Genomic DNA, 23,757 nt, shown 5'->3' on the forward strand with positions numbered 1-23,757 from the left:
TCCTTTTCTGTTTTGTTATCGTTCGTCTTCACTTACGTGGTTTGATTGATAATATTTACACGCTTTGAATTGAATGGTTTGAATATCTGTATCACGATCACATTCACAAGGGAAAAACAAAGTATTGTTATTCCATTTAAACGCCCACATCGTACCGAAAAAATTCAGACACAATATAGTAGAACCATCTTCCATACAAATGTTTGAAACAACGTTGATAAAAGAATAGTTGCGTTGTAAAGCTGCTCCAATAATAGTTTCGATAACAGATGCTTTTAGAATGCCGTTGTACAAAAATAACTGTGAGATTGCTATTCTCGCTTCCCTCTCTGTACAACGTGAAAAACTTGCAGGAAACATAAGCCGATGGACATCATCTAAATTTCGACAACTACGAAATCTATTCATAACAGATTGATTAACGATCATACTTACAACGCTCCCCGTTTTCGTACCACGAATGGACAAACAAACCTTCTGATTTGACAAAAGAAGAAATACTAGAACTCAATTCGGAAAGTCTATCGCACGCTACGACATACACAGGAAATTTAGATAGTATCTGTTCTGTTGATTCATTTGCCCATAACCGTCTATAAGTCTCAACAAGACTGGCATCAGTGGTCAACATGACGTTTAACCAATCATATTCGGCTACAATATCAACAATGTAATATGTTGTATTATTTACAGTAATATACAAAACACACCTCAACTATAAAGGATTACAGTTTCTTGCGACAGACTTTTCTTTACGTCTATCACTCTCTGATTTGTTGATCCTGCCCACGGATAATTTACGCTTGCAAGATTGGAAATAAATCGTCCGTCAACCAAAACGTCTGCGTAGGATAATATCGCCTGACACCAACTATCATCAACTAAAAAATCGTACTTATATCCGGTGTAGATCCAGATGGTTTTGGTCGGGAATTTCTTGCGAATATCTTTTAAAAGATACAAAACAAACGCTCTGTTTGCTGGATGAAAAGGATCACCACCACTAAGAGTGATACCAGAAATATAATCTTTGTCGAGTTCTTGGTAAATCTTTTTAAGTACACTGATCGTCAATGGCCTTCCTGATTTAATATCCCACGTTTCAGGATTATGGCAGCCATTGCATTGATGCTCACACCCAGATAAAAACAGAACTACTCTCAGCCCGTCTCCGTTCAACATATCGTCAGTGCGGACCATATGATAATTCACAGCATATCCGAACGGTACACGAATATTATCTTGTTGTGTATTTGCCAAACTATCACATACTCTTTCGTTCCGAGATTTCAACAACCTTTGCTTGATTGTATCTGGATTTACCATGTCTCTTTGTGTATCCAATATATCCGTTCATACGGTCAATCTGTGTAATGTTACGACTACCGCAGCAGGGACAAACATCCATTTCAAGCTGCTGGTGGCCGCAGTCATCACAGTATGACAGAGAAAGATTACAGCCTTCATAAAAACCTTTTCGCATTGCTCTACGAATCAAAGTTTTTTGAGCTGTTCTATTATAATCAACTGGGTACCGGCAATACTGAATCTTGCCGCCATTAAAATAATTCCAGAATCTTCCCTCTAAATCTTGCTTTTGAATAGGAGTAATATCTTCCCAGACACCGCAATGAAAGGAATTGGAAACGTACTCTCTGCTGGATACGTTTTTGATTACGCCATACTTCTTGCGGAACTGCTGAATTTGTAATCCGCACAGACTTTCGGCAGGAGAACCGTAGCAAGCATAGAGGATATGATCTTCTTCTTTGATTCTGTCAATATATTCATTGATATACTTCATGACATCTAAAGCAAACTGACCGTCTTCTACAAGAGACTTTCCGTTATAAAGTTCTTGCAGTTCTTGGAGAGCGGTGATGCCGTAGCTCATGGTCATCGGTCGCAAAAATTCTCCAAGTTTCTCGTCAGGATGCAATGTGCCGTGATAAAAACCGCCCTGTGTATATCCCAGCGGATTGGTAGATGCCTTTTTGTTTGCGAGATACTCAAAAGTTTTCTGATGCAGACTGCGAATCATCTCAAGATAATAAGTCAAAACCTCATAAAAATCTTTGTGTTCTTCTCTTGCTTTTGCCAGAATCATAGGTAGGTGCAAGCTGATAACACCGAGGTTAAAACGTCCTTCAAATACCGGTGTGTCATGTTCATCTGCTGGATGCATTCCGCCGCGCTCATACCATGGAGATAATGACGCTCTGCACCCCATGAGAGATACCACTTTGCCGTACTTCTTGTACATAGAAGGAATATATCCTTCTCCTGTCAGAGATAAGAAGTCTGGATACATGGTTTTGCTGCTGCATTCCAACGCTTTATTAAACAGATATTCAAGCTCTTTACCCTGTCCATGCAGGTTCTCATCGTAAAGGAAAGTCAACTTCGGGAATAAAACTGGTCTTTTATGTCCCTCTTTACCCTGTCCTTCTTTGCGAACTTCTAACGCGACCTCTGTGGCAAGCTGTCCAAAAATACTGCTGTCAATGCCAAAGCTAATAGCAACAAATGGATAATCTCCACGTGAGCTGCCAACCGTATTAAAACGGTACTCCCAAGATTGGAAACCTTGCTCCATATCTCTGCGAACTTTTTGCATCGCATAATCATGTGCTTTTAATTCTAAAGTGTTTGCTTCTACGTTAAAATCTTGTACAGCTTGGATGTATTCTGCTCTATATTTATCATAACTTTTTTCTGCATATGGAGCTAAAATTGCGTCTACTCGCGGAATCGTAAAGCCACCATACTGTTGTGATGCTGCTGACATTGCTACGTCAGAGATCACATCAAAAGCCACATCCAATGTTTTGGGTTCTGTATACCACTGGTTTCCCATTTCAAAACCACCGGATAATACATTGCTCATATCAAATAAACAACAATTGATCGTGTCAAGTCGGTCTTTTAAATCATGAATGTAAATATACCCGTCATCAACTGCTTGTCTTTCTTCTGCATTCAGGAAGAACTTACGATACATGTTTTTATTTAGTTGGCCATACACAAGGCTTCTCTGGGTAGAAACCATTGTAGAGTCTGTATTGGCATTGCTTACATCTCCAACATACTGCAACGACTGACTCTTTTTATAGACATCATCCAGCATATGTACAAAATCAATCTTGTAATTTCTATACTGACGATATGCGTTTCCGGCTTTAGGATGCAGTTCGGATAATACATTTTCTACAACTTCGTGCATATGTGAAACGGGGACATGGATAGAATCATCAAAAGAACCATATTCTGTAATAATTCTTTTTATGACGTTTTCGCAAATTAGGTTATACTCTTGTTCCGATATAGAATCTAAAGCTCGTGAAGCTGCTTTTTTACAAGCATTAACAATCTTCTCTTGCTGAAAAGATTCTAACTCTCCATTCTTCTTGATTACTTTCGTGTTTCAGCACGCTCCTAGTGAATTATATTATATTTTGTTGCTGATATATTGAATTCGTCTCACTTTACGAGTTCTGTTAACCTTTTGTGTTTGCCACAGCAATTTGATTCTTCACAAAACGGAACCTCGTGTTGTTCACATTTGGGTAACATAAGAGCAGCAATCTCAGGACAAACAACTGCTACTTCTTTTTTAATGCTTTGAAATAATTCTCTAATTTCTTTTTGTGCTCTATTGCAAAGGCGTTGGCCGGAAATTGCCACAAGCGCACGAGCGTTAACAGTAAATGCAAGAGTGGTTGGTGTGGCATTTGGCAATATCGCTCTTGCATCTTCTTTCGGGACATTAAAGTCCTCTGTAAGTTGCACATAGGTATCTCTTATCTCGTCCAAACATGCTAAAAAATACGGGTCTGCATATTTCAAGTTCTCTATGCTGTCGGGAATCACAAACCTGCAATTAGACATATCACAATATCTTTGCGACTGCACACTATACGCTGCATGTCTATGCCTTGTAAGCTGTGCAAGTAAAGCGCGCGAAACATCTTCAATCATGAATGTAAAAGACACGTGCTCGTATACACTCATGTGCCCGGATTTTGCGCAGCCTTTTGCAATCTTGTGTGTAGTTGTAGGTGTGGAGTTATAACAAACGCTTGCACATCTTTCCACGATGTCAAGAGGCATTTGCCCCTTGACACCTTGCGTATAAGCAATTAGTTTAACTTGCATCAATTACTATCTCCGTTCGTGACTACAGTATCCGCTCCCTGTACTGTAATCCAACCATGCTTTTCTCTTGCTTCTGCTTCTTTCATACGAATCAAACCATCAGTGATTGACGCTGCGACTGTTCTGTTTGCAGATGCTTCTGCTTCGGCCTTGGTCTTTTCGATCTCTGCGGCGTTCTGTGCTTCCAGCAACTTTGTTGCATTTTCTACTTTGATCTTTTCCTGTTCAGCTTGTGCTTGCTGGGTTTGCTGCTGTGCCTGTACACGTGCGTCAATAGACTTTTGCAGAGACTTAGACGGATGAACATCAATAATGGAAGCGTCCATCACTTCAATGCCGTACTCGGTACCAAACTTGTCGTTCAGATACTTTGTAATTTCTTCATTGATTTTAGAACGATCTCCGGAGTAGATGTCCATCATGCTATAGTTTGTTGTAACCTCAGAGATTTTAGACTTTAATACAGCCTTTACTCTCTGATCTACGATGTCTTCTCCATCCATACCTTTGAACTTCTTGTAAGTGTCCGTCACAGTCTCAGGTTTGAAACGATAAGACATTTGGAATGAGATTGCCAGGCTTGCATTATCAGAAGTGGCAACTTTAAAAGATTCGTCGTCTTTGCTGCCATCACGAGAATCTTTACTCATGATGAGCTGTTCATTGCCGACAGTAAACTCTTTTACATGTTCGAACGGAGATACAAAATGGTATCCTTGTTCTAATACCTTATCCTGTACACCACCTGACATAGAATACACAACGCCGACTTTGCCTGTATCAACTCGAACAAAATGCTTGATGCCATAAATACCGCCGATTAACGCGACAAAAACACACAGTGGAATAATTAACTTCTTCAAGAATTAGAGTCTCCTTTTTCTCTCTTTTGTTTTTCTTCCTCAAAGTTTAGCTGATCTCTTTTTACAGAGAAAATTACTTTACTGCTCAGTTTGATCGCCACCAAAAGAGCAAAAAAGATAGCCAGACAAATAAGAATAAATACTATTGCGATCTAAACCACCTCCTGAAACTCTCCATCTTTAATCGTATAGAACACATCTGCCAGAATACGTTCATCGTCAACGTATTCTGTTTTTACGCAAACAGGAATATAATCTTTTTTTTCTTTGCTCCATTCCCATTCGGCTAACGTAATCCAACTGCCTTTTTTGGCTTTTGCACGAGAGTTTATTCCTGTACAACAAATTATACAAGATTCTCCCGTGGAGGCTGTCTTAAAGTAATTTCCCGTGGAGGCTACCGTGGAGTATCTTCCCATGAACGTAACCTCGGAGTGATTTCCCGTGGAAGCCACTTTGGAATCAAATCCTGTGATAGCAACCTTGGACTTACATCCCATAACACCAACCTGAATGCTATCCTCTGAACTACTGATCTCAGCGCAATCTTTTGAGTTATTCAAATCTTTTGCTGTTTCAGCACACACTTGAATAAACTCAGCAAGCGATAATTTTGTACCAATTCTCAGCTTCTTGGTGCAAAACTTCCGGTCATCATTGGTTTTTACTTCATCCAATGCTTCCACTTCTGCGAATTCGTTGAGTTCTCCATTGCCGCATACAAAGTCATAATAACCTAGCACATCAAACGGATTCTTACAGAAGTGCATTCCTCTCTTGCAGATGTTCGCTTCTGGTTCCTCGAACACGGCATTCTCTGTGTACTGCTTGTCACGGCAAATTAAACCTTTGTGGAACCCTTTGTAACCTTTCATCGTTCTTCCTCCTTTTTATAATTTACTTGAATGGTGCAGATGAAGGGATTTGAACCCTCACGTTTCAAACGCAAGAACCTAAATCTTGCACGTCTGCCTATTCCGTCACATCTGCAAATCGACTTGTGTTATATATTTTATGGTGAAAATCAATTACAACTGTGTCACCAATCTTGATCGGAATATCCGATTTACCGTCTACCCAAAGACGTAATTCGCCTAATGGAGTATAGAATAACTTATGTTCCTTAAAAGCCTGTATACACCAATCAGGGACGCAAGGTTTTCCGTTCTCGTCTACCAGATGTCCTTGATAAACAAACTTATATGTCTTGCTCAATCAATATCCTCCCAAAAAGACAGTTTATTTTTTTGCTCTTCTAATTTCTGTATATACTCTTTAGATACACTACCGAATGTCAGCAGCCAAACACGATTGGTCTTTGCTAAATCATACGACCCATCGTGAATGATTTCAGATAACTTTAATGACTTAAATATGCGATGCTGCACATACTCTATCTCAATAAAAAAACGAGCTTCATGTTCTAACATTGCGTTTGCTGGAAGCCATTTTGTATAAGTATCAGTAAGATACTCTGTTTTGTTGATTTGTAAAAGCTCGTTATCTGCTTTATATTGCACATGGTCTTCTACTTGTAAGCCATCTTTCACACCGAACCTTCTTCTAAAAGGTTCAGCCACATATAAAATTTCTTTTCTTTTCGGAAGATTACCGGCATGATAATCACCTCGGTAATCGGTGCCGATAATTACTTTTCTTGATCCAGTAATAAACTTTCGGATCATTTTTGGTGTAAAATATACAGCATTCATTGTTAATACTATAAATCGTGGGGGAGGGTTCGCCTAGGATTGAACACCTTGACACTCTCCATAGCTAAAGTAGGGGATTCTCGGTTCGCTGACCGTAGCCCATCAAACAGACGGGTCTTACACAGTCTCCACGAGCGTATAGGTCCGGGTGTGTCCCGCCCTACCGTAAGTATTGATTACGCCAGCAGGCGCAATCCTTCGTTTAAAATGTTCTTTGCAGCGTTAATATCTCGGTTATGAGAAGCACCACATGACGGGCAGACCCACTTTCGCACAGATAGATCCTTTGTTCCCGCCCATTGAACACCGCAAGATGAGCAAATCTGGCTGGATGGAAAGAATCTGTCCACTGTGACAACTTCTTTTCCATACCATGCTGACTTGTACTTCAACTGCCGCCGAAACTCGCCCCATCCTGCATCGGAGATTGCTCTCGCAAGTTTGTGGTTTTTGACCATGTTAGACGGAGCCAGATCCTCAATCGCAATCAAATCATAGTTCCGTACAAGATCGGTGGACAGTTTATGGAGCGTATCATGCCGTTGGTTAGTAATGTGCTCGTAAAGTCGTGCTACCCGAAGTCTTGCTTTTTCCCAGCGGTTACTCCCCTTTGTTTTTCGGGAGAGTTGCCGTTGGAGCTTTGCAAGTTTCTTCTGACTCTTAGATAAATACTTATGGTTCGGATACTCCACGCCATCGGAGGTGATTGCAAGTGCTTTCAGCCCCATGTCTATACCGACCGCCGCTCCTGTAGATGGCAGCGGCTCTATATCAACATCTGTACAACACAAGGCTACGAAGTATTTTCCACTTGGGGTCTGGCTGACGGTCGCAGACAGAATACGTCCCTCTACAGACTTGCTGATTCGGCATTTTACCTTACCTAGCTTGGGAAGCTGTACCGCACCTTCTAACACTTTGATGCTGCTTTTTGAGCAACTACTCCTATAGCTTTGCCAATGGTTTCGCTTACTTTTGAATTTTGGATATCCGGGTTTCTCACCTTTTTTGACCCTCCGAAAGAAATGTTTGTAGGCATCGTCCAGATCCCGGAGGGAGGATTGCAAGGCCGTGGCATCCACTTCCTTGAGCCACAAGGTTTCTTCCTGCTGTTTCAGCCCGGTCATATCTTTATTGCATGCGGAGTAGTTCAGTGTTTCGCCCGTCTGCTCGTAGGTTTCTTTCCGAAGGCCAAGATAGTGGTTGAACACAAAACGACAGCATCCAAATGTCCGGTGTATCTGTTGCACTTGTGCAATATTGGGATAGATACGGAACTTGTAGCCGTATTCCATTTCTGCATTCATCTCCTTTTTTATGAATTACACCTTATATCTCCCATGTCTAAAGACAGGGGGCGGCGATGTTGCGATAAACCGGCTGTTTTACCACTAAACTACACGGGCTAATATATTGAAAGCATTGGCTACGACCCAGCTTTGGGGAAAATCTGATACACTACAAAATCGAAACCTTTAATCAAAGATTTGAAAAAACTTTTAGGACAACCCGTATGGTTTATTTTGTCCATCTCTTTAAACTGTACTGTGTAAAATTTAATAATAAAGAGCTTTGAAACATAACATTTAATCTTTGAGTTTTGAGTCTTAAACTTTTCGTTCAAAGAATGTGGTTTATAATTATGAACCATTATGTAATAGTTTTGTGTTTTATTATGCGTACACATATTACTAATTTTAGATTGTAGTGTTTTGATTTTTCGGGCCGCAGCCAAGTGCTGTAACCGTTAATACTTGATGTTAATAACCGTCAACGCATTAGATGTTGACAGCGCAGAATCTACTTCTGCAAAAAAATTATCGCAGTATTCCTGCTGCGTACTTACAGTGTTGAGAACTCCAATCGGATCGACCAACATATACTCATGTGTGCGCATATAATCCTGCTTTAACGCTGCAACAGCATCAGGATTAACAGCATTATCAGAGACACCAAACAAAGATTGGATATACGCTTCACATTTGTTTTGCAAATTCTCTCCGGAGTTACGCTCCAATTCGCAATCTGCGCTGTGATAACTTGCTGCCAAAGCCGTCAAATATGATTTACGCAAAGCAATGCCATTGTTTCTTTCATCAATCGCTTCTGCAACAGTCATAGTTCTTCCAGCAACCGTGATTTCTGTTGTAGCATTCGATAAAACGACAGCTCTTTTAATAGCTGAACGCCGTGCAATCAAACTCTGAATCTTCTGATTCGCTGCTTTAATATTGTCCGCATACTGTTCAATTGAGACACCATCAATCTGGTTCGCAGTTTTGTTAACTGCTACAACAAAATTGTTAGTGTTAATTGCGTTGTGGATTCTATCATCTAAAATCTTTAATTCACAAAGAGCTTTGTGAATATTCATGCTTTCTTCGGTCATTGAAATTTCCTTTCTGTTGAGGAGCCTTCGCTGGACGAAGTTTCGTCCAGCGAAGACAAAATGGGGATAGAAAAATAAAAATGAATCAAGTGGCGGAGAGGGTGGGATTTGAACCCACGTGCCCTTTCGGACAAACGGTTTTCAGGACCGCCTCGTTATGACCACTTCGATACCTCTCCGTGTCCCGCTAAAAGCGGGAGTAAAAAATAAAAATAGAAGAAAAATGCATTAGCACAGAAGTGCCGTGGTGTTCCCGGTGAGATTTGAACTCACAAACCTCTATTGAGGATACAGTGTTTGAGACTGCTGCGTTTACCATTTTCGCCACAGGAACATATTTGATATACCGCGCAAAGAGCGTTAAGAGCGCGGTATATCAAAATTGAATAAAGGAGCAATCTACATTCGTATTACAAATGTATTTGTCCGGCGTTAGCGCACCGGAATGGTGCTCACATGGGGACTCGAACCCGAAACCGTCCGGTTATGAGCCGGATGCTCTACCAATTGAGCTATGCAAGCATGTGAATGAAAAGATTCGCTGTAAAGCAGTTCTTTTTTGTGCTATGTCTTAACATACAGTCGTTCCTCGAAAACACTCGCAAAATATCAACGGATACAACAGAAATAATCATAAAGTGAAAACTCAAGTCAAAGTCACAGTTCGAACTACTGTTTAGATTCGTCAGCAATAATTAGCGATTAGACTTGTCTTCATAGTGTTTATACGCTACGAAGACTTTCATATTTGCAAATTCCCGAAGATCAACTGCATGTTAAGACATAGCCTGTTGTTGTTGTGTAGTATGTCGTGCAGTTCAATGCACGACATACTACACTGAAAGGACTTATCAACACTTACATGACAAACAATCGCTGTCAACGTTAATACGCTGACATGGTGCGCCATGCGGGATTCGAACCCGCGACTCTCTGCTTAAAAGGCAGATACTCTACCACTGAGTTAATGACGCATATGTAGCACCAAAAGAGACTCGAACTCTTAACCTGTTGTTTACAAGACAACTGCTCTGCCAATTGAGCTATTGGTGCATATTGTGAAAAAATTGAGAGGTGTAGACTCCTAACAACGCGTAACCTCATTAGGAGTCTACATGCTTAGATAAGGATTTGAAGGTTAGAGGAGATGTTGTGCAGAAGCACTGGTGCGGCGAATGGGATTCGAACCCATACGCTTATTCGGCAGCGGATTTTAAGTCCGCGATGTCTACCCTTCCATCACCGCCGCATATCGCATATCCCTTAACTGTATATATGATACCATTTCTGTCATCTAATGTCAATAGTTATTTCGAAAAATTGTGAAAACTTTTAATCGAGTCCTCTATACGATAGAGGACTCGATAGATAAACCCTCTTACTGGTTGTCGGAGAGATCGCCTTCCGGTGTGCCTAATTCTTCATCGTACAAAGAATCCAGCACTTGCGGCAATCTATACATGACCAATGACGTTAATACATCTGCACTATCTCGATCATCTGTAAGGTTCAGAATTTCATCACAAACACCTTCTGCAATATTGAGTAATACTTGCTCAATAATGTCTGAGTCATCTTGTACGTTTGCTTCTACCTCAAAAAAATCTCTCATAAATTATCCTTTCTTTGTGTATTGGTTTAAATACCAATATCCAGACCTGTTTTTGTATACGTTGTCAGCGTATATAATATCGCTTTTACTGATTGGCTGCTCGTCATAATCATTTGCTTTTATAGTCATGCGACCATGTTTCCCAGAACCAACGGATTGAGTCTCAATGGCATATCCCCAAGGGCGATTATCAGTCTTACTTATCAGCTTTCGCACATCTAAAACAATAAGTAACCGGCGATCTTCTTCTCTATTTGTCTGTGTGCTGATATAGCCCAGCACATCATTTTGATTTTGAATCTTAACCTTTAAGTCTACATCTGTCAAATGTGCATTTTTGATAACGTCTTCTGCATCATGAATAACAGCCAAGCAATCCTGAATTGTATAAGTCTTTAAAATATTTCCCTTTTTGCCAATGTTTGTAGAATGTTTTTTGATACTGTCTTCCCAGTAAGTGCCCGTGATTACAGATTCACGAACACTATTTTTGAGACCATAATCAAAATATTCCGCCATGTCTATAATAGAAGACACTTCTCTTTGATTGCCAAATTGCTCGAAGTAGTCTATCTTACACAACAATTTTGTTACGGTCGATGTAATTTTATGAGGACGTAATTCTATCAGTAAGTCGGATAGATAGTTATACTGATTATCTCTGACCGCTGCTAAAACCAATCCTGCCTGCTTGTTAAAGCCTTTAATAGATGACAACGATTTGTAAATAGATTTGTTTTCAGCATCAATTGCGATCTGCGAGTTATCCTGACCGAATCTAAATGGTGGAAATTTGATTCTATAATAAGACTCAGCTTCTCCTTGCGCAGCCTGTACTTTCTCTTTTTTACCAGCATCCGTCATCAGTCTGATGTATACACCATAGAATTCTGTCGGATAATGGCTTTTTAGATATGCACAATACAAGCTGTCTAAGGCGACGCAATACGCATGACTTGCGTTAAACCCATAGCCAGAGTTGTCTTCTACGATCTGCCAGACCTTATCAGCTACGCTGCGTGCGGTATCCGGCAACATAGATTCCTTCTCTGTTAAGGCTTGAGCAAACCCGCGTGTGAATTGTTCTTTTAACACCAAGACTTTTTCTACACGCTTTTTGGAAATGTTTTTAATAGCAGCGTAACATTCTGACATGACAATACCTGCATAGTTCAGTGTGCGCATGATATGTTCCTGATACAAAACAAAAGAATTTGGCATCCACTTTGTCTGAATCAGCTTATCGAAAGATGGAATGTTATATGAAAAAGGTTCTCGAGATTCAAACTTTTTGTACATCGACTTAAATCCCGGACGAATCGCAGCTACAAAAGCACACAGCTCTGCGATGTTTGTTGGTTTGAACTTAGCTACTCTCCCAGCAGTACCCGATTGCTCTACCTGATTGACACCCATGGTACACGCAGTAGCATATACATTCCATGCTTTGTCTGTCGGAACACATGTTTGCAACAGTTCATCTACTGATAATCTGGGTTTCCCAATCTCTTTGAAAACCTGATCTATCAAGTCAACAACAACAACCTTCAAAAGATCGTTCTTTAAAAATCGGTTGTCCTCTGCCCAGTGACCGTCCATCAAACAACACATTTTATCTTTGATGCGAACAAGTCCAATTTCTTCTTCGATACTGCCTTGATACAACAAATATGCAGACGGAGCGATGCTCCATGAAACTACAGTTTTATTGTATTTTTCGCTCTCTTTTACGAGATTTATATAGTGATTATCCACAAAATCATAGATAGATATATTATCTTTTTCGTCATCATCACTATACTTCAAAGCACGATCATACTTCTTCAATTGTTCTGATACCGCGTTCGCTGTTTCGAACGGAATATCACATGCTTTTGCAAACAATTTCCATGATGCGGATGTTTTCATGGTGCCAAGGGCAATCATCGGATAAGCGTGGTCATCACCTAAGATTTCTTTTTGCGCTTGAGCAAACGGCTCAATTGTGCCGAGATTGAAATCTATATCCGGCAAGCTGCCAGTCTCCAAAATTCTGGTCGCAGACATAAATCTTTCCGGATACATTTCAACGTGAGCAGTAATACGATCTACCTCGGTAAATCCCAGCAGACGATTTGTAATAAATGAAACGGCACTGCCTCGCCCAGTTGATGTAATTACACCGCCAAGTTCTTTACCTCTTTTGATAATATAATAGTTCAAGATAAAGTAGTCTGCCATGTGAGACTCTATTACGATGTCGATTTCTCGTTTGATTTCCTTTTCGTATGTAGAGTACAGATAAATCGGAACCTGTTTTTTGTAATCTTCCCAACATTTCCAGACAAGACTTTGATATTTTTTATCTTTTTGTTCTTGTGTCAAGTTAGGATACAAGGTTGGCAACTTGATCTCTTGATTAAAAATATCACTATGATAATCTTCTACTTGCAAAAATACGTTTGTGTTGCCAAGAGCTTCCATGATTTCGTCATGAGATAAAACTCCTTGCTCTACAAAACGCTTGTACACAGTATCTCCATCTGGATAATCTAAGTACCAACCTTCTTCATCCGGATACTCGATCTCTTTCGAATACAAAAAATCTGTACGTTCTTGGGTATCTTCCTCATGGATATAATGAGAATCGCACCCGTATATCAAAGGGATCTTATACTTATTGTGCATCCTTTTGATTCGACTATTGAGTTCACGCTGAGATTCCGTGTTGTGTGCTTGGACTTCCAGATAAAAATGATTTCCGAAATGCTCAAATAACGTCAGCATGATTTCTTCTGCATCGTCATACCGCCACCCAGCAATACAAGCTGAGGTAATAATCACATTATCTGGATCAAAAGAAAGCAGCAACTCTAAATCCAACCTTGCTCTGCGGTAAAATCCGCTGCGGTTTGCTTCTGATAAAATCTTATTCATCTGCTTGCGCCCTGCTTCGTTTAACGCAGCAATAATAATATGACAGTTTGTTCCGTCCGCTAATGCTGGATCACGGCGTTTGACCCAGTATGCTTCTGCAACCTGTACAAATTTTAATCCATATTTTTTTGCCAGATTATAACACTCGATATATCTCCCTTGATACCCGTGTTCGCAAGAAGATAAGATGCCGTGTCCTAATTCTTTTGCTCTTAAAGCATATTGTTCATTGGTGGCAACGCTGTCCGGAACCAATGGGTTCGTGTGTTGTGTATGTCTATGATAGTTTTGATAAACAATCAAAATAATTTTCCTCTTAAATCGGTCGGTCTTCTAACTGCGGAACAGGGATTGGATCTTCTTCTCTATCATGTTTCTCCGTGTCCCAACCATATTGAAAATACAAGTCCTCATAATCAGTAAAGAATCTGCGAGAAGGTTTGTCGTAGAAGAACTCAATAGATTGTCCTTCATAGCCACGCATACGATCTTTTAAAATATCGCACACGACATCACCTTCTAATATTCTTTTTTTCTTACCGGTTGGTTCACGATCCGCTGCTTGCACACGGTACAAACTCAAAATACGGTGTGCTAAATCTATCATACCGCCAGCACCCTGTACATCCATCTTCGTCAGTCTACGAATGGTTTCAATCTTATGAGGGTGGACAACTAAGATAGGAGCGACCTGAAACTTTACCGCGAATGATATTAACTGCCTGACAAAGTTCTCTTGATTGTCCCAACGATCCTTCTCTCGGCTGCCCATTGCTAGAGATGTTAGGTTGTCAATGATGAACAGTTTACATCCGTATTTACGTGCAGCAGCTTCCATGGTGTTCAACATATCTTGTGGAGAGTGACTTTGACCATCTTTGTAAATAAAAAGTCGTTCGTTGCACCATGCGTCAATGTCTTTTTGTACAGTTGGATTCACTTTGAAATACTCAATATTACCAGCCATGTATTTGTTTACATGGTATCTTCCGGCTAAGATGTGATTCAGCCATGTCTTTTGCTGGAATGCTGGCAACTCTCCGGAATACTGAAAAACATTACATCCTTGCTCCAAAGAATTGCAAACCAACTGAGATAAAAAAGATGATTTACCGGAACCGTTGATGCCGGTTACGATGGTCAGTGTACCGTAAAACAGCTTAAATAAAGCCTTGTCTAATTCTTGGAACCCTGTCTGAATGCCATCCATATCAGCTAAATCCACGGCTTGAATATCTGCAAAATTGATTACCGTATCCACAGGATTCTCTTTTGCATTTAACACAACATCCAAAACTTGCTCTGGACCGCCATAATACAGCAGCTCATTTAGATCTTTAATTGGTTTATCCTGTACACTTAAAGGCAGTTCAACAAACCGTGTTCTCCACGTGCCAAGTCGCGTTGAAACTTCTTTGCGCATTTTGTTTCCAGCTTCGTCATTGTCTGAGCACAGAATAATGGAATCGAATTCTTCTAACCAATTCCAGTTTTCTTCCAGCCAATGATAATTGTTGGCTCCCAGAGGGACGGAAACTGTGTTTAAATAACCGGCTTCAATTGCTGCTGCACAATCGAGTTCTCCTTCTGTAATAAGGAGTGGCATTGTAGTATTGACTCTGTTCATGTTAAACAAAAGTGGAGTCGTATCAGCGTTCTTTTGACACCAATTTTTAATCTCTTTCTTCGACTTATCCACGCGGTGAGAGGGTCGGTATTTTACCATCGTTAATACATCGTTTGTATCGTAATAGTTGAATACACAATTCCCTTCTGCGTCTTGCCGAATGTCTAAGTAATCAGCAGTCTTCGGGGAAATTTTACGCTTGCTCAGATACTCATATACTTTTGTCTTATCACTTAAAGGTTCAAGTTTCGGATACTTATAAGCCCTGCGTGTTTTAACACCAAGCTCTCCAAAATTATATCGTATACGAGCATGGTCAAAAAGAAACTGTACAGCTTCTAAAAATGTATGACCAGTGCTCATATACGCTTCAATTATATCCACCGATTTGCCGCAGCCAAAGCAGTGCATGTAATAGCCTTTTTTATCGTAGATAAAAGAAGGAGTATCCTCTGCGTGAAAAGGACACAACCCTTTTAAATTCCGAGAATCAAACTGCTCTACTCCCAGAATTTCTGCGATCAGCATAGCATTTCTGTCTCCAAGTTTTTGCTTTGCTCTTTGAATTGTCTTTTTATCTACGATCAATTTATCCGTCCTTCTTGAAATCCTTTGATCTTTGACAATACTTCCTCATGCTGCATAATTCGTTGCAGAAAAAGTCCTGCTTTTTAAAAGCAGCCAATTTTAAGTCTTTATTTTTGTATTCCGTAGCAATCTTGTCCTGCCAAGATGTTTCCAAAAAAATCTGACCTACTGTTTCTGTAAACCAATCAATTGCTTCTTGTAAATCAGATTCAGAAAAATCTATTTCAACAATCTGTCCAGCACGGAACATATTAAAAACTAACTTTGATGGATATGTTCCAAACTTTTCTTTTACCGCCAGAGAATATAAGTATAACTGACGAGCATATTCCTTCTGCTCTTGTTTTGATGTGAATTTAGACTTGGACTTATGATCTACAACAATCAGATCTTGTGTATCTTTGTTTCGTAAAACCATGTCGATAAATCCAACAAAAGCAATTCCATCAATTTTTAGTTGTACTTTAATTTCCGTTCCGACCAGTTCAATATTTTCAGGAAGATCTACAAAAGATTCCAGAGCTTCTAAACCAGACTCATAATACTTTTTACCTAAATCAACCCAGCGATTCTTCGGGAAAGCTAATGTAATCTGGTTGTTGTATTTGCTGTCGTATTCTTCGCACACGTCAAAGAAATCTAATTGCCCACGATAGAATCTTTCATAGAGTGAGTGCATAAAAGTTCCCCACTGGGCAAATGCATTTTCTTCGCGGTCCAGCTTTGGTTTCTGCAAATATGTCAGCCAAAAACATCTTGGACAATTGTTAAAACTATTCACACTGGAAAACGAAAAATTAAATCTCCTAAGAAAATCTTCGTAGTTTTCCTTCCCTGTTGGAAGAATTACCACGGAGCATCATCGTTTTCTGAAACGTCTTCATCGTTCTCTGATTCGCTGGTACGCGAAAAATTTTCTGCCTGAATCATAACCACATTCCAAAACATCTGGTTCTTCTCTTTATCATAATTGTTCGTAATTTTTACTTTTGCTTTTACAAACAATGGCTTATTGCCGTTTTTAGCAAAGTCAAAGGAAGTTGCCAATGTTTTTTTAGCTTGTCCTACGACAAGTGCGCGGGCTGAAAAATCATTTTCGTAGTTTCCTTCTTTGTTTTTCGAAGATGAAGAAAATCTGGCGTAAACTTTATCGCCGTCAGTCTCTACTTTCCACACGGATAAATATGTATTTTCACACCATAACGCCATTTAATTATTTCCTTCCTTCAACTGGTTCAAAGCAGCTAATACTTTCTCGCAATTTTCAATTGTTTTGATTGTATTCTGGTTGCGATCTCCGTTGTTATATTCTCTTACAACATCAAAGATCTTTTCTCTTGCGATACCACTCTGGTTAATCTTCCGGCACAAATCTGCAATCTCTTTGTGTTTGGCTTTTAATTCCGGAGATACTGATTCTGTATATGCCGACTGATTGGCTTTGGCAGCTTTACGTTTTTTTGCTGCCATTCCCGGCATATTATCTTCGCCTTCATACAGTTTCAAACCGATGCCGTGATATGCGGCAGACTTTGCAAAGCAACGCTGCATACACTTGTTAGCTTCCATGACATCTACTTTATCTTCCGGAATGGCCTTGTTTTTAAAATCCATAACCGGCAGAATTGCTGTATATGTTTTTCCAAAAGCAGTAGTTGAAACTTCCGTCCATGCTCCGTGCCCCGGAGAATCAAACCAGAATCTTCCATCTTCGTTGCGATGGACTTCAAACGTAGCGTCCGGATCAGCTTTTTTAAGTTCTGCCCAAGCAGAAGCCCAAGAAAGATAATCCATGCCATTCTTCTTCTTGATTCTGTCCGAAATGTCTGTATGATACAGACTTAAAAATCCTTGCTGGTCGATCTTACTAACTTCCTTTACAAAGAATTTAGCCCTCATAGAGGGTTAGATTTCATTATGGCAGAACAGGCAGGGGTCGAACCTGCGAATGTCGGAGTCAAAGTCCGATGCCTTAACCACTTGGCTACTGTTCCATGTTATTGTTAATACTATTAGCCGATCTTTTATTATATCTGCCAGCCGAAGCTGGCAGATATACCACAGATGCACACGAAAGACGAACATGGCCTGCAAAAAATCACAATCACAAATAAAAACGGAGAAGAAAAGTGCATCTGTGCAGAGAAGATTAAAGGGAAGGGTAGGATTTGCACCTACATTGTTAATACTCTAATACGCGGATATTAGTTCCTTGACTGTTTGGATACCTTCCCATGTCCCGTTGTGACGGAAACACAACGGGTTATTTAATTGTATGGTCGCTGTTAGACCGTCTGTGGCGGAAAGCAAAAGGGATGACCTTAACTTTCCCGAATAGAACCCTGTGTTGTTATAGCCGCCACAGGGAGTATGGCTCAAAACCAAGAGTTTTTACATCGTTTGAAATGGGAGAAAGGAAAAAATGATATATAAAACTCTGATTTTATGGAGCAGACAACGGGAATCGAACCCGTCTTTCCGGCTTGGGAAGCCGGAGTTCTACCAATAAACTATATCTGCGAACAATTGAATTATTATTTTGTGAATACTATTTACCTTACAAACAATATTATACACATCTAACAAGGTAAAGTCAAGAGGAATTTCAAAAATTTTTTTGAAATTCCTCTTGTTTACGTTATCCATTTACGAATTCGATTAAGTCTCCCGGCTGCTTATGTAGGAGATGACAAAGATTTTCGATAACCTTTAAAGAAACAGGCTCACCTTTACTTAATTTATACCATGTAGCGGAACTCATTTTTTTCTCTTTTTTTAATCTATACGAGCTATATCCCGCTTCTTCCTTCAAAAGAACGCAGATATTTGTCTTATAGCGAATCATCTTTTTCATCCTCTCTATATCCAATCAGATCGTCTGGTTGTACTTGAAGAAGCGTACAAATCCTGTCTAATGTGTTCCAAGTAATCAACTTGTGCTTTTCCATTTTTGTCCATTCAGAATAGCTCAAAATTCCTTTCATGTGTAGGGTATACGATGTATACCCTACTTTACGCAACAGTTCGCAGATGTCTTGTTTATAATAGATTCCCATAACATTCACCCATTTACAAATTCGATCAGATCTTCTGGCTGTTTATTCAACAAACCACACACTGTGCCCAATACTTTTAGCGAAACAGGTTCTTGTCGATGCAGTTTTCCCCACACCGTGGAACCCATTATGTTTTCTTTACGCAATTTGTATGAAGTGTATCCGGCTTTTTTCAATTCATCGCAAATATTTACTTATACCGAATCATTTTCCTTCATCCTCTCTATATCCGAACAGCTCTCCCGGTTGCACTTGGAGAATCGTACAAACTTTGTTTTCGTGCTCGTAGCCGATGATTTCTCCGGGTTGCATTTCCAATAAAGCACAAATCTTGTCTAGTGTGCGCCACGAAATAGATTTGCGATGGGCTAATCTAGTCCACATAGTAGTGCTTAGGATACCATCTTTTTGCAAACCATAAGAAGTATATCCCGCTTCTCTCAGCTTTTGACAAATGTTCACTTTGTAGTAGATTCCCACCGCGCATCACTTTCTTACTTCCAAGTTATATCGTTTTGGTTTTCTTTCTTCCAAATTTGGTACGTCTGGAAGAAAGAATATGCTTTGTATTTTGCTAATTGTCTCTTGTTATCCCAAAGATTCAATGCCTTCGCCCACGAATGTCTGTTTTTTATCGTGGCTTCCTCATGCTTTTCTTCCCATTGTCTCAGCTTGCACGCTCTGCCCGCGAACATAACGTCTTTATAAGACAGGCTTTTCTGCCGCGCAAACATGATCGGAGCATCGTATCCTTTTAAGCACTCCTTTGCTCTCAATATTTTTTGATACATGTTGTCCAAAGTAGCACTTGTTACAGGCGTAGGTTCGCACTCTGCAACTTGATTTGTCCTGCGCAAAATGTACGGACTTTCCGCTAATACAATAGCTTTTTGCTCAGGAAAAATTGTAGCACCCACAGGATCGTATTCGGTCTGGTCAATAGCCATCTTTAAATAAGACAGTATTCCATCAGAAACATTTGTTGCAGTATAAACTCCATCCAAAGTTACAGTTCTTGCTTCAAAATCAACTGCTTCTTTTTTTATCAGAGCAATTTGCTTTCGATCAAATCCTAACCACGCAAAACACAGATACGCGATTGGCATAACATAAAACCCTGCATCTTGCGTAACAATCTTGACACACTCAAGAAAGGATTCTTCTGAGTGAAAATATTTTGACGAGTAGTCTGCGGCTGTAATCAAGCTGTCGAACTCAAAACTTGCTGCTGCCGGACTGTCTACAGTAGATATTTTACACTTGATACACCAATCTGTGTACGACTTCAAAGCACATCTGTATACAATAAAAGTTGAGTAATTATTCCATTCCAACGTGTTAAAGGTTGCAATCAACATGCTCTTGGAAAAGTCACAGAGATCACAATCGTATTTGTACTCAAGGCTTGCAACGCCATTAAATAAAGCGATTGCAAATAAACGCTCGGACTCTTTATCTAAAGATTCCATAAACTGTTTCTTAATATCTTCGTGATACCATAACGTCATGGCGTTCCTTCCTTTGCTTTTTCATATGCTTTTCTAAAGCGATCTCGACATATACTCTCGTAATCAAACCACACAGCTCGTGTATTTGTCTCGTAGTTGATGTTCTGAACAGTGCGTTCCAGCAAATCTTCCCAATCATCTTCTGAGACAATCTTGTTTGCAACATAAAATAATCCGTACACAAACTGCGGTCGAACCATCAGCCTGTTCAAATGCTGTGCATATTGATGGTAGTAGTCAATATACGTCTGCTCAACAAATATCTGATATGCTTTCAATACCTCAAGCAAATATTGTACAAGCTGCCGTTTGTTCTTCGATGTGATTCTTGTTCCAATATTAAACTCCTTCATAAGAGCATCTGCAAAAACACTCTCAATAAAGACTCCGGTACCGGCAACATATTGCTGCTCAGTTTTTGAGAATCCCCAATCACCATAAAAAGAAGGATCATTTTTGATTTCCTCAATGATTTCATTTGCGGCAATATTTCTCATAGACGCAACATGGTCTTGGTCTATTGGAGTTCTCTTTTCTTCCTGTATGATAATATCCCTTGCAATCTGCGCGTCTCCGATTGTAAATAACACCACAACACAGCCAGTCAAAGAAGGATTGTAATACAGTGCATCCAGAATAGCGTTCACACGATGATTACCATCTATGTTTACAAGCATTCCCTTTTTTACTGTTAATTCCTTGTGCTCTGCGTCATAAGCAAAGGAGCCGTTTCGATCAGTCGGATCTGGCAAAAGATGAAATCGTACTGTTGTTACGAACTGTTTGTTTGCTAAAATACTATCTGTAATTTCCTTTGCTTTATTTGAATCAAAAGAAACACACGGAACACTGACATTGCCGACTTTGACAATAACAGATTCTCTCTGCATATCCGGCTTGATCTTTATCAGATGATGCTGAGACATTTGTGAGAGCTGTTGATACGTCAGTTCAAAAACAAATTCTTGTTTGCTGCTTAGTTTCACTACGTCTTTGAACACAAACGGGAAAGAAGCAAACTGATCGGCTTCCTTTTTTAAAAGAAACCTAGCATCTAATTCCTTCTGTTCGAATAATTCATTTGGATTCGGGAAACATTCCTCTGGGAACGTTTCATACATCGTTGTGTAAACCGCAGCCAGCACAGCCGGATTCTGTTGCTCAACCAAAATGTTACCACGGAAAGCGTCAACAAACTCGTTACGGGAAATCAAACCTGTATCTACCAGCTTGCTTTGGATTACCCGTTGTACTTTGTCATTTAATGCGTGCATTTGCAATATGTCTTGCAATTTTCTCGGATCTTTCATACAAACTCCTCCCCAGCGAACAAGCTGGAAAACAATCCTAAACCGACCGTGTTCCGCACTGTGTTATTAAAACTATATCCGCTCTACTGTGAAATCTTTGTTGAGAGTATTATACATCATTTCCAAAATTTGTGCAAGCTGAAAACATTACAAAGAAGACAGACTACCTTCAGGAATAATAACCAATTCCTCATGCCATGTCTTCTCATTTCCGTAAGATAAATAACCGGCATAGCACTGCTGTGCAGCAGGACTTACCAGATCACTGATCTGATATGGTTTCCATTCTTTTCCCCTGCGCAATTTTCCCATACGATTCAAAAGTTCCGCTGTTTTACCGGGCTTTTTGTACTGTTTCCAAATCTCATAAGCAAGTTCTACAATTTCAGCTTCTTGTTTGTTTACTTCCTTATAACCATTTTTATTTGGGCGATAGCCAAATCGGCAGCTATTCATACCGCATTTACCAGCAAGAGCAGCATTCTTTCTGCCAGTCTGGATTCTCGCGTTGTTTGTTCTGCGCTCGTAATCTGCAATCACGTAATTGATCTGGTTTTGCAGAATCATTGCGTTGTCTGTTGCGTATAGTGTCAACGCTGGATTGTTAACAAATTCAAAGTCTCCATTTTTAATCTCAATCAAAATACGAATCATTGAACCTGTCACATCATTGTCTCTCCATAGACGAGAAGGATCAATGCTCAAGACCTTGTTGTACTTGTTCAGATTTGTTAATACATAGTATAACCCGGGTCGAATGTTTCTAAACATTTCGACACCAGAAGTTGCCTTTACAATTTCTACCTTTAAAAGCTCGCGGTTATCACCTGAAATATTCAGGTCAAACACCAGAGCTTTTAATGTATAGTCTTTAAACTGACAATACTTCTTAATTCCCTCAGCCTGAGACAATACAGCAGTCGATTTTTCCTGCTGCGTATCGGTCGATACACGAACATATCCAATTCGTCCTTCGTCATCACACTCAAAATCATCATCGTAGACAATCGCAAAACTTTTTTCACCAAGTTTTAAACAGTACAGAATATCGTCTTCCAGCAATGAGAGAATGTCAGTATCCTTTCTCATTGCCACGAGCCATTCTCTAAACTCCGAAAGCTCTGCTGCCGTCCTAATAACTTGCTTCTGGTACAAAGATATTCTCTTATTTAATGATACCTTACGCATATAAACACTTCCTCTCTCAATCTATTATTTTAATTGCATCAAAATTCCACACCACAATAGAATCACAGTCCCATGTATTGAATACTCCGTTGTGCAGGCGCAGGTAATCATCCGAGATAAATAACTCCAATCCGTCATATCCTTCGTCTTCCAGCTTATCAAAATTTATTGTGTCCATGATACTTGTGCTTCTGTTTTCGAGTCTTTGGAAAGGGCTATAATCGAACTGTGGCAAGCGGGAAACAATGTACGGCAGTATATCTACCTCTCTATGTACTTCCAGAATCTTAGAATCCTTCGTAAGCACAAACTTCATCTTATTGACATCGCTGCACTCTCTAAAACCAGAATCAGCACACCAATCCTTCCAACCGTATTCCGCGTCTACTCGACTTCCCCATAGTCCGTACAAAGGTTTGCATGGTAACGTCTGGTGAATTTCTTTATAGAATTTTTCTTTTGAAAATTTCTCTTTTGTAATGCCATATGTGATATACTTTGCCATTTTAATTCCTCACTTTCTCCACAACATGCCGTCATGATATTCTTTCTCTAAATCAATACTATATTCTGCTGCTAACATATCCAGCAAATCCTGCGGTTTAATACGATGTTCTTGTATCTCTAATGACAGTTTAGCGACTGCCAAATACAAATCCTGCAACTGTTTCTGATCGAATCCAAACTTGTCTAACAGTACATTGTACACCATTGCCAGTGTTAGTTCGTGCATCTTTTTTGACTTAATGTTTGCCAAACGCTTGGCTTCTTTCACGCTTATCAAAGAATTTCCTTTTTTGTTTTTTGTTATCATAATTTCCTCCGAATAAAAG

The 23,757-nt window shown here is 39.7% G+C and carries 24 protein-coding genes and 9 tRNA genes; all 33 read right to left on the reverse strand.

The features are described from left to right. Positions 1–15: 15 nt before the first annotated feature. The 33 genes from KQI75_RS12065 to KQI75_RS12225 all read right to left on the reverse strand — a co-directional run bounded on the left by KQI75_RS12065 (position 16) and on the right by KQI75_RS12225 (position 23,738). A complete protein-coding gene (locus KQI75_RS12065; RefSeq protein WP_216471055.1) occupies positions 16–429 on the reverse strand; it encodes a hypothetical protein in 414 nt (137 codons plus the stop codon). Positions 430–711: 282 nt separating this feature from the next. After that, complete coding sequence (gene nrdG, locus KQI75_RS12070; protein ID WP_330655583.1) at positions 712–1,260, reverse strand: anaerobic ribonucleoside-triphosphate reductase activating protein; 549 nt, start codon at positions 1,258–1,260, stop codon at positions 712–714. A 4-nt stretch (positions 1,261–1,264) separates the two neighbouring features. Beyond that, entirely contained in the window at positions 1,265–3,412 is a 2,148-nt protein-coding gene (gene nrdD / locus KQI75_RS12075; RefSeq protein ID WP_216471090.1) for an anaerobic ribonucleoside-triphosphate reductase, read from the reverse strand. A gap of 68 nt (positions 3,413–3,480) precedes the next feature. Next, on the reverse strand, positions 3,481–4,155 hold the full coding sequence (thyX, locus tag KQI75_RS12080) for an FAD-dependent thymidylate synthase (RefSeq protein ID WP_216471056.1): 675 nt from the start codon (positions 4,153–4,155) through the stop codon (positions 3,481–3,483). Then, a complete protein-coding gene (locus KQI75_RS12085) occupies positions 4,155–5,018 on the reverse strand; it encodes an SPFH domain-containing protein (protein ID WP_216471057.1) in 864 nt (287 codons plus the stop codon). The genes thyX and KQI75_RS12085 overlap by 1 nt, the downstream gene beginning before the upstream one ends. 152 nt (positions 5,019–5,170) lie before the next feature. Then, complete coding sequence (locus KQI75_RS12090; RefSeq protein ID WP_216471058.1) at positions 5,171–5,893, reverse strand: DUF7666 domain-containing protein; 723 nt, start codon at positions 5,891–5,893, stop codon at positions 5,171–5,173. Between the two features lie 31 nt (positions 5,894–5,924). Next, a tRNA-Leu gene (locus KQI75_RS12095) sits at positions 5,925–6,008 on the reverse strand. Positions 6,009–6,229: 221 nt separating this feature from the next. After that, complete coding sequence (locus tag KQI75_RS12100; RefSeq protein WP_216471059.1) at positions 6,230–6,730, reverse strand: hypothetical protein; 501 nt, start codon at positions 6,728–6,730, stop codon at positions 6,230–6,232. Between the two features lie 176 nt (positions 6,731–6,906). After that, positions 6,907–8,025 (reverse strand): IS200/IS605 family element RNA-guided endonuclease TnpB, encoded by a 1,119-nt coding sequence (tnpB, locus tag KQI75_RS12105; RefSeq protein ID WP_216471060.1) that lies wholly within the window; start codon positions 8,023–8,025, stop codon positions 6,907–6,909. Positions 8,026–8,477: 452 nt separating this feature from the next. Then, a complete protein-coding gene (locus KQI75_RS12110) occupies positions 8,478–9,119 on the reverse strand; it encodes a hypothetical protein (RefSeq protein WP_216471061.1) in 642 nt (213 codons plus the stop codon). 90 nt (positions 9,120–9,209) lie between these two features. Further along, positions 9,210–9,298: transfer RNA gene (locus KQI75_RS12115), tRNA-Ser, on the reverse strand. A gap of 66 nt (positions 9,299–9,364) precedes the next feature. Then, positions 9,365–9,453, reverse strand: a tRNA-Leu gene (locus tag KQI75_RS12120). A gap of 112 nt (positions 9,454–9,565) precedes the next feature. Beyond that, positions 9,566–9,641 (reverse strand) — tRNA-Met (locus KQI75_RS12125). 377 nt (positions 9,642–10,018) lie between these two features. After that, positions 10,019–10,093: transfer RNA gene (locus KQI75_RS12130), tRNA-Lys, on the reverse strand. A 6-nt stretch (positions 10,094–10,099) separates the two neighbouring features. Next, a tRNA-Thr gene (locus KQI75_RS12135) sits at positions 10,100–10,172 on the reverse strand. Positions 10,173–10,283: 111 nt separating this feature from the next. Further along, positions 10,284–10,368: transfer RNA gene (locus KQI75_RS12140), tRNA-Leu, on the reverse strand. Between the two features lie 129 nt (positions 10,369–10,497). Then, positions 10,498–10,731: a hypothetical protein gene (locus tag KQI75_RS12145; RefSeq protein WP_216471062.1), complete on the reverse strand. Its 234-nt coding sequence runs from the start codon at positions 10,729–10,731 to the stop codon at positions 10,498–10,500. 3 nt (positions 10,732–10,734) lie between these two features. Next, the gene (locus KQI75_RS12150) at positions 10,735–13,950 is read right to left on the reverse strand and encodes a PHP domain-containing protein (protein ID WP_216471063.1); all 3,216 of its coding nucleotides are present in this window, start codon (positions 13,948–13,950) and stop codon (positions 10,735–10,737) included. Between the two features lie 13 nt (positions 13,951–13,963). Then, positions 13,964–15,862 (reverse strand): CHC2 zinc finger domain-containing protein, encoded by a 1,899-nt coding sequence (locus tag KQI75_RS12155; RefSeq protein WP_216471064.1) that lies wholly within the window; start codon positions 15,860–15,862, stop codon positions 13,964–13,966. A 1-nt stretch (position 15,863) separates the two neighbouring features. Then, positions 15,864–16,715: a PD-(D/E)XK nuclease family protein gene (locus KQI75_RS12160; RefSeq protein ID WP_216471065.1), complete on the reverse strand. Its 852-nt coding sequence runs from the start codon at positions 16,713–16,715 to the stop codon at positions 15,864–15,866. Then, the gene (locus KQI75_RS12165) at positions 16,709–17,071 is read right to left on the reverse strand and encodes a hypothetical protein (RefSeq protein ID WP_216471066.1); all 363 of its coding nucleotides are present in this window, start codon (positions 17,069–17,071) and stop codon (positions 16,709–16,711) included. Before KQI75_RS12165 ends, KQI75_RS12160 begins: the two co-directional genes overlap by 7 nt. Continuing rightward, the gene (locus tag KQI75_RS12170) at positions 17,072–17,761 is read right to left on the reverse strand and encodes a Sak single strand annealing protein (protein ID WP_216471067.1); all 690 of its coding nucleotides are present in this window, start codon (positions 17,759–17,761) and stop codon (positions 17,072–17,074) included. It lies immediately after the preceding gene. A gap of 19 nt (positions 17,762–17,780) precedes the next feature. Beyond that, a tRNA-Gln gene (locus KQI75_RS12175) sits at positions 17,781–17,856 on the reverse strand. Positions 17,857–18,308: 452 nt separating this feature from the next. Further along, positions 18,309–18,382: transfer RNA gene (locus tag KQI75_RS12180), tRNA-Gly, on the reverse strand. Positions 18,383–18,500: 118 nt separating this feature from the next. Then, the gene (locus KQI75_RS12185; RefSeq protein WP_216471068.1) at positions 18,501–18,707 is read right to left on the reverse strand and encodes a helix-turn-helix domain-containing protein; all 207 of its coding nucleotides are present in this window, start codon (positions 18,705–18,707) and stop codon (positions 18,501–18,503) included. Continuing rightward, complete coding sequence (locus tag KQI75_RS13845; RefSeq protein ID WP_216471069.1) at positions 18,694–18,918, reverse strand: helix-turn-helix domain-containing protein; 225 nt, start codon at positions 18,916–18,918, stop codon at positions 18,694–18,696. Before KQI75_RS13845 ends, KQI75_RS12185 begins: the two co-directional genes overlap by 14 nt. Positions 18,919–18,923: 5 nt before the next feature. Beyond that, entirely contained in the window at positions 18,924–19,094 is a 171-nt protein-coding gene (locus KQI75_RS13850; protein WP_407927191.1) for a helix-turn-helix domain-containing protein, read from the reverse strand. A 28-nt stretch (positions 19,095–19,122) separates the two neighbouring features. Beyond that, a complete protein-coding gene (locus KQI75_RS13855) occupies positions 19,123–19,398 on the reverse strand; it encodes a helix-turn-helix domain-containing protein (RefSeq protein WP_216471071.1) in 276 nt (91 codons plus the stop codon). A gap of 14 nt (positions 19,399–19,412) precedes the next feature. Next, the gene (locus KQI75_RS12205) at positions 19,413–20,426 is read right to left on the reverse strand and encodes a phage lytic cycle repressor MrpR family protein (protein WP_216471072.1); all 1,014 of its coding nucleotides are present in this window, start codon (positions 20,424–20,426) and stop codon (positions 19,413–19,415) included. Continuing rightward, entirely contained in the window at positions 20,423–21,736 is a 1,314-nt protein-coding gene (locus tag KQI75_RS12210) for a hypothetical protein (RefSeq protein ID WP_216471073.1), read from the reverse strand. The genes KQI75_RS12205 and KQI75_RS12210 overlap by 4 nt, the downstream gene beginning before the upstream one ends. Positions 21,737–21,883: 147 nt before the next feature. Next, positions 21,884–22,924 carry a recombinase family protein gene (locus KQI75_RS12215; protein ID WP_216471074.1) on the reverse strand — a complete coding sequence of 347 codons (1,041 nt, stop codon included), beginning with the start codon at positions 22,922–22,924 and terminating at the stop codon, positions 21,884–21,886. Between the two features lie 16 nt (positions 22,925–22,940). Continuing rightward, positions 22,941–23,429 (reverse strand): hypothetical protein, encoded by a 489-nt coding sequence (locus KQI75_RS12220; RefSeq protein WP_216471075.1) that lies wholly within the window; start codon positions 23,427–23,429, stop codon positions 22,941–22,943. 9 nt (positions 23,430–23,438) lie between these two features. Beyond that, on the reverse strand, positions 23,439–23,738 hold the full coding sequence (locus tag KQI75_RS12225) for a hypothetical protein (protein WP_216471076.1): 300 nt from the start codon (positions 23,736–23,738) through the stop codon (positions 23,439–23,441). Between the last annotated feature and the right edge of the window lie 19 nt (positions 23,739–23,757).

This window comes from Butyricicoccus intestinisimiae, assembly GCF_018918345.1.
GTDB classification, from domain to species: domain Bacteria; phylum Bacillota; class Clostridia; order Oscillospirales; family Butyricicoccaceae; genus Butyricicoccus_A; species Butyricicoccus_A intestinisimiae.